This is a genomic window from Paenibacillus whitsoniae (assembly GCF_003955665.1).
Classification (GTDB): domain Bacteria; phylum Bacillota; class Bacilli; order Paenibacillales; family NBRC-103111; genus Paenibacillus_E; species Paenibacillus_E whitsoniae.
Genome location: NZ_RXHU01000080.1, coordinates 24,587 through 30,586 on the forward strand (window position 1 = coordinate 24,587; position 6,000 = coordinate 30,586).

Annotated in this window: 6 protein-coding genes; 5 read left to right on the forward strand and 1 reads right to left on the reverse strand. The window is 52.0% G+C overall.

Annotated features, from left to right (window positions below; translation table 11 throughout):
* The first annotated feature begins 24 nt into the window (after positions 1-24).
* The 5 genes from rapZ to EJQ19_RS24430 all read left to right on the forward strand — a co-directional run bounded on the left by rapZ (position 25) and on the right by EJQ19_RS24430 (position 5,270).
* Entirely contained in the window at positions 25-912 is an 888-nt protein-coding gene (gene rapZ / locus EJQ19_RS24410; protein WP_126143856.1) for an RNase adapter RapZ, read from the forward strand.
* Between the two features lie 53 nt (positions 913-965).
* Complete coding sequence (locus tag EJQ19_RS24415; RefSeq protein ID WP_126143857.1) at positions 966-1,949, forward strand: gluconeogenesis factor YvcK family protein; 984 nt, start codon at positions 966-968, stop codon at positions 1,947-1,949.
* 5 nt (positions 1,950-1,954) lie between these two features.
* Positions 1,955-2,887 carry a DNA-binding protein WhiA gene (gene whiA, locus EJQ19_RS24420; protein ID WP_126143858.1) on the forward strand — a complete coding sequence of 311 codons (933 nt, stop codon included), beginning with the start codon at positions 1,955-1,957 and terminating at the stop codon, positions 2,885-2,887.
* A 144-nt stretch (positions 2,888-3,031) separates the two neighbouring features.
* Complete coding sequence (locus EJQ19_RS24425) at positions 3,032-3,301, forward strand: HPr family phosphocarrier protein (protein ID WP_028555561.1); 270 nt, start codon at positions 3,032-3,034, stop codon at positions 3,299-3,301.
* Between the two features lie 205 nt (positions 3,302-3,506).
* A complete protein-coding gene (locus EJQ19_RS24430; protein ID WP_126143859.1) occupies positions 3,507-5,270 on the forward strand; it encodes a stalk domain-containing protein in 1,764 nt (587 codons plus the stop codon).
* An 81-nt stretch (positions 5,271-5,351) separates the two neighbouring features.
* Here EJQ19_RS24430 and clpP read toward each other — a convergent pair whose 3' ends face one another.
* On the reverse strand, positions 5,352-5,933 hold the full coding sequence (gene clpP / locus EJQ19_RS24435) for an ATP-dependent Clp endopeptidase proteolytic subunit ClpP (protein ID WP_126143860.1): 582 nt from the start codon (positions 5,931-5,933) through the stop codon (positions 5,352-5,354).
* Positions 5,934-6,000: the final 67 nt, after the last annotated feature.

Here is a 6,000-nt window from a genome sequence, read left to right on the forward strand (position 1 = left end):
GCGAACCAAAGGAAGGTGCTAAGCATGGAAGAAAACCACCCTTTAGCGAAACTGGTTATCATCACGGGAATGTCGGGCGCGGGGAAAACCATTGCTGTCCAAAGTCTGGAGGATCTGGGGTTCTTCTGCGTCGATAATCTCCCGCCAGTGCTCATCCCGAAGTTTGCCGAGCTCATCGTGCAGTCGATGGGGAAAATCGGCAAGGTCGCTTTGGTGATCGATTTGCGCGGGCGTGAATTTTTTACGGCGCTGCAGGAATCACTGCGTTACATTCAAGAGAATTACACGCTTAGCTATGAGATTCTGTTTTTGGATGCGACGGACGCGACGTTAGTACAGCGGTATAAGGAAAGCCGTCGCCGCCATCCGCTTGCGCCGGAAGGGGCGCCGCTCGAAGGAATCGGACTTGAGCGCAAGCTGCTGGAGGAGCTGAAGGGCCTCGCGACGCAGGTCATCGACACGAGCAGCCTCAAGCCATTGCAGCTTAAAGAAAGAATCAGTTCCCGATTCACTAATCTGGAAGCTAATCGCATATCTATAAATGTAATCTCGTTCGGATTTAAGTATGGGGTGCCGATTGACGCCGATTTGATTTTTGATGTGCGTTTCTTACCGAATCCGCATTATGTCGAACAGCTTCGTCCGCAGACCGGCCAGAATCAGGACGTCTACGACTATGTGATGAAATGGCCGGAGACGCAGGAGTTCCTGAGCAAACTACTGGATATGCTGAACTTCTTGATGCCGCAGTATACGAAGGAAGGCAAAAGCCAGGTCGTCGTCGGTATCGGATGCACAGGCGGCAAGCACAGGTCTGTTGCGATTGCCGAGTACCTGGGCAAAATTATGGGTAACAGTGAGACTGAGACTGTACGAGTCAGTCACCGGGATGCCGAGCGAGACCGCGTATAACGGCTATGTGATTAAGGGGGCTTTCGGAAAGTCTCCTAAGAGGGTGGAGAAAGATGGATCGTGGACAATCACAGCGTAAACCCCGAATAGTCGTGATCGGCGGCGGCACGGGTCTCTCTGTTATGTTGAGAGGGCTTAAGGAGAAGCCGGTGGATATTACGGCGATCGTCACAGTAGCGGATGATGGGGGAAGCTCGGGTATTCTGCGCAGCGAGCTGCAGATGCCGCCTCCCGGCGATGTCCGCAACGTGCTTACGTCGCTGGCCGACGTAGAGCCGCTGCTGTCGTTGATGCTCCAGTATCGTTTTCAAGTCGGAACGGGATTAGCCGGGCATAGTCTGGGAAATCTAATCTTAGCGGCACTGACCGACATTACCGGTGATTTTGTTACGGCGGTGCAGGAAATGAACCGGGTGTTCGCCGTTCGCGGACGGGTGCTTCCCGCCTCGAATCAGGCGATTGTGCTGAAAGGCATCATGGAGGACGGCTCGCTTGTCGTCGGTGAATCCAAGATTCCGAAAGCACCGGGGCGCATTAAAAAAGTGATGATCGAACCGGCGAATGTGACGCCGCTGGCAGAAGCGCTGCAAGCGATCCGCGAGGCGGACGCTATTCTGTGCGGCCCCGGCAGCTTGTATACGAGCTTGCTGCCGAATCTGCTCGTGCCGGGCATCGCCGATGAAATCGTCCGGTCGGACGCCGTGAAGATGTTCATTTGCAATGTGATGACGCAGCCGGGGGAGACGGATAACTACTCTGTTAGCGACCACCTCGATGCGATCTATGATCATCTGGGTCTTCATTTATTTGACTACGTGATCGTGAATAATGGGGAAATCCCGCCGCAGGTGCAGGCCAAGTATGCGGAGAAGGGATCCAAAGCCGTTCATTTGGATTTAGATGAAGTAACGAAGCGGGGCTATCAAGTCATCGCGGATCGATTAGTGCTTTTCCGCACGTATCTTCGTCATGATGCTGAAAAGCTTAGTGACCATATTTTTCAGCTTGTCGAAAGCTGGCTGTCAAGGAAGAAGTGAGTCCCTTGTCCTTTGCGGCAACTACGAAAAAAGAACTAACGTTAATCAACGACGATGAGGCCTGTTGTCAAAAAGCGGAGCTCTCCGCGCTTATTCGCATGAATGGCTCGGTGCAGCTGAGCAACCAGCGGGTCATCCTCGATGTTTCAACGGAGAATGCCGCCATTGCGCGGCGCATTTACTCCCTGATCAAGAAGATGTATAACATGCATACCGAGCTGCTTGTTCGGAAGAAAATGCGGCTCAAGAAGAACAATGTGTACATTGTTCGGGTGCCTGGACAGGTGCAGGAGCTGCTCAGCGATCTGAAAATCGTGTCCGAAGGCTTTATTTTTACCACCGGCATTAATAAAGAAATTATTCGCGGCTCCTGCTGCAAGCGCGCATATTTGCGCGGCGCCTTCATGGCGGGCGGGTCGGTGAATAATCCCGAGGGTTCGTCGTATCATCTCGAGATCGCCTCGATTTATGAGGAGCACTGCAAAGCGCTGGTCAATCTTGCGAATAAGTTCGATCTGAACGCGAGATTCATCGAACGCAAGAAAGGGTTCGTGCTGTATATCAAGGAAGGCGAGAAAATCATCGAGTTCCTGAGCATTATCGGCGCGCATCAGGCGCTGCTTCGGTTTGAAGACGTGCGGATCATGAAGGATATGCGCAACTCGGTGAATCGGATTGTCAATTGCGAGACGGCGAATCTGAATAAGACGATCGGCGCAGCCGTAAGGCAGATCGAAAACATTCGCATTCTCGAGCGCGAGGTCGGACTCGACAATTTGCCCGATAAGCTGAGGGAAGTCGCCCAGATCAGGCTGCAGCATCCCGACTTGAATTTGAAAGAGGTTGGTGATATGCTAGCAGGCAACGTTAGCAAATCCGGCGTGAACCACCGATTGCGGAAAATTGACGAATTAGCGGAAAAATACCGAAATTCCTAGCTCTGCGCACTCCGAGCCGTGCTTAAATAAGTTTTTCGCATTTTTTCTAGTGTATATGAGGGAAAAATGTTATAATATTAAAACACAAGGATCATTGATAGGTATATCATCTATAAAAGCTCCACATTAGGGGGAATTAGTTCCATGTCCAGACGTCCAGTTGTTGTGAAGTTGAGAACAGGACTTCATGCCAGACCTGCGGCATTGTTTGTTCAAGAGGCGAATAAGTTTTCATCCGAAATCTTCGTTGAGAAGGATGAGAAGAAAGTGAATGCGAAGAGCATCATGGGGATTATGAGTCTTGCGATCAGTACAGGAACCGAAGTCTTCATAAGTGCAGAAGGTTCGGATGCTGAGCAGGCTGTAAACGCTTTAGTTACATTAGTCAGTAAGGAAGAATTGGAAAACCAATAATTTCTTTAAAAGCTTCCCTCTCGGGGAGGCTTTTTTGCAGCTAGCGGGCAAACGGCGATTAAGAAGTGTCAATTTTGTTAACAATTAGGAGAACCTGCAACCTTTTTCACTTAGCTGCGTCTAATGAACGTGGCTTCGAAGGATAAAGGCTTTTTTGCCGTCCCTTTGAATGCACCGCTGAAGCTAAGCAGAAGGAGCCAAGTCCATGAAACGAATCAAGAAAGAAGTCATCTCGCTACTCGCGCTGATTATTTTTGCAGCCAGTGCACTCGCAGCACCGTCCGCCTATGCGGTTTCGACCACCTCGTCCTACATTTTACTTTATATCGATAAAGCGGATGCTTTTGTGAACCAGGATCAGGTGAAACTGGATGCGCCTGCGACGATTATTAACGGCAGTACGTTCGTGCCGGCGAAATTCCTCGGGGATACGCTAGGTTTTACCGTGGAGTGGAACGATGCGTCCCGTACGATTCAAATGCTTCCTGCAGGCTACAATATCGTGCTCGATTCCGATCATAAATCGGTGACCCTGAACGGGCTCGACATGCCGTTTGATTCAGTGGCCGCCATTGTGAACGGCAAGCTGCTTGTAAAGCTGACCTGGCTGGCCGATTACATGGGCGCCAAGTATACGTACAACAGCGAGCTGCGCCGCGTGGAGATCGTTCATTTTAAAGCGCCAGAAGGCATTTACATCGATCAGGACAGCAACTCCCGTCCAGTGGCCAAGTTCACGACGGCAAAGCCGACTTACCGGCTTGGGGAGCCTGTGAAATACATCGACCTTAGCTATGACCCGGATGCGGAGGGTATCGCGTCCTACGAGTGGACAGGGAATAAGGAAGCGTTCTTCAAGCCGGGCTTGTATCCGGTGACCCTGACAGTTAAAGACGCGCATGGGCACGTGAGCAAGCTGTTTAAAAGCTATGTGACGGTCACGGATGAACCGTTTTTGAATGAAGTCGAGTACCCGATCTACAATAAACCGGTCGGCGGCTTCATTAAGACGGATTGGGGTACGATCTGGTCGTACTTTAATAAAATGCTGCCTCTGCCGAAAGAAACGACCGAAGTGCAGGGCCGCACGCTGCTCGTCAGCGACAGCCCGGAAGAGTTTACCTCGAGCGGTATTCTGTACCGCGACAACATTAACGGCAAAGCGCGTCTGTACGCTGACCATGTGAACGGTACGAAGCAGAAGATGACGATGGCGATTTTTGCCACGAACAATACCGACAAGCCGATCACGATCAAAACGACAAACAAAGGGGAAGTGTACCCTTCCGTGTACGCGAACCTGATCGGCAGCGAGGCGTCAGTCGACTTCTTGATGAACAACGTGTACGACCAACAGTTGACCGTGCCTCCGCACCAGACTTATGTATATGCGAAGCTGCCGGACTTCTATCCAGGGCAGGGCGTGAACCTGTTCTACGATGTAGAGACGGATGGGGAACTGCAAATTTCGTTTGGCGTTACGGATAAGCCGTTGACACCGACGACTGCGCAGGATCTGCCGCTGCTGGACTTTAACGGGCATGTTCGGGGCACGTTCCCGGTGTCGGAGATTCAGTGGAAGGTAGATGCGTCTTCCTTCACGAAGACTTCGGTGCTGACGATCGGCGATAACAAGACCGATCCGTTTGTTAAAGGCTACGACGTGATGCGGAAGCAAGCCGTGGAGAATGGCGGCAACTACGGCGTCGTGTACAAAATTCATGCCGACAAGCCGCGCAAAATGGCGGTCATGATGATGGCGCGCGGCGGGGTCTTTAAAGGGCCGTTCAAAATCAACGGCGAGATCATTCCGGTGCCATATTCCGGCGTCGTGACCGCGTTCGACGGCATGGCCGTGTTGGCGCGTACGACGGGTACGGAGGACGCACTGGACATTGAGTTCACGCCGCCGGCCGGCTCGGCGTTCCCGATTGACCTGATCTTCTATCCGCTGGAAGATAAGAAATAAAAGAAAACAGCCTGCAGTGAGGGGCTCCTTCGGGAGCTTTCGCTGCAGGCTGTTTTGTTGTTTGTGTCGGGAGCGCTGCGATTAGATGCGCTCGATGACTTTATCGATGAGGCCGTACTCGGCTGCTTCGGCTGCGCTCATGAAGTTGTCGCGATCGGTGTCGCGCTCGATGCGCTCGAACGTTTGACCTGTGCGCTCCGCCAGGATGCGGTTCAGGTTGTCTCTCATTTTCAAAATGCGCTTCGCGCGAATTTCGATGTCGGACGCCTGACCTTCGGCACCGCCCAGCGGTTGGTGGATCATCACTTCGCTGTTTGGCAGCGCGTAGCGTTTGCCTTTGGCGCCTGCTGTGAGCAGGAATGCGCCCATGGAAGCCGCCATGCCTACGCAGATCGTGGATACGTCAGGCTTGATGAACTGCATCGTGTCATAGATCGCCATGCCTGCGGTGATGGAACCGCCAGGGCTGTTGATGTACAGGGAAATATCTTTATCCGGATCTTGGGCGGCCAAGAAGAGCATTTGAGCAATGATGGAGTTCGCCACAACATCGTTGACACCCGTGCCTAAGAAAATGATGCGGTCTTTCAGCAAGCGAGAGTAAATGTCATACCCTCTTTCACCGCGCGCGTCCTGTTCGACGACCATAGGAATAAAACTCATGAGAATGACCTCCTTGGGGGTATATTTTCGTTTCAAGCGATACGAGTGGGTACAACTTACATTACAG

Excerpts from the sequence above, each read along its gene's own strand:
- rapZ (WP_126143856.1), top strand. The coding sequence starts at position 25 with ATGGAAGAAAACCACCCTTTAGCGAAACTGGTTATCATCACGGGAATG.
- EJQ19_RS24425 (WP_028555561.1), top strand. The coding sequence starts at position 3,032 with ATGTCCAGACGTCCAGTTGTTGTGAAGTTGAGAACAGGACTTCATGCC.
- clpP (WP_126143860.1), bottom strand. The coding sequence starts at position 5,933 with ATGAGTTTTATTCCTATGGTCGTCGAACAGGACGCGCGCGGTGAAAGA.
- EJQ19_RS24415 (WP_126143857.1), top strand. The coding sequence starts at position 966 with ATGGATCGTGGACAATCACAGCGTAAACCCCGAATAGTCGTGATCGGC.
- EJQ19_RS24430 (WP_126143859.1), top strand. The coding sequence starts at position 3,507 with ATGAAACGAATCAAGAAAGAAGTCATCTCGCTACTCGCGCTGATTATT.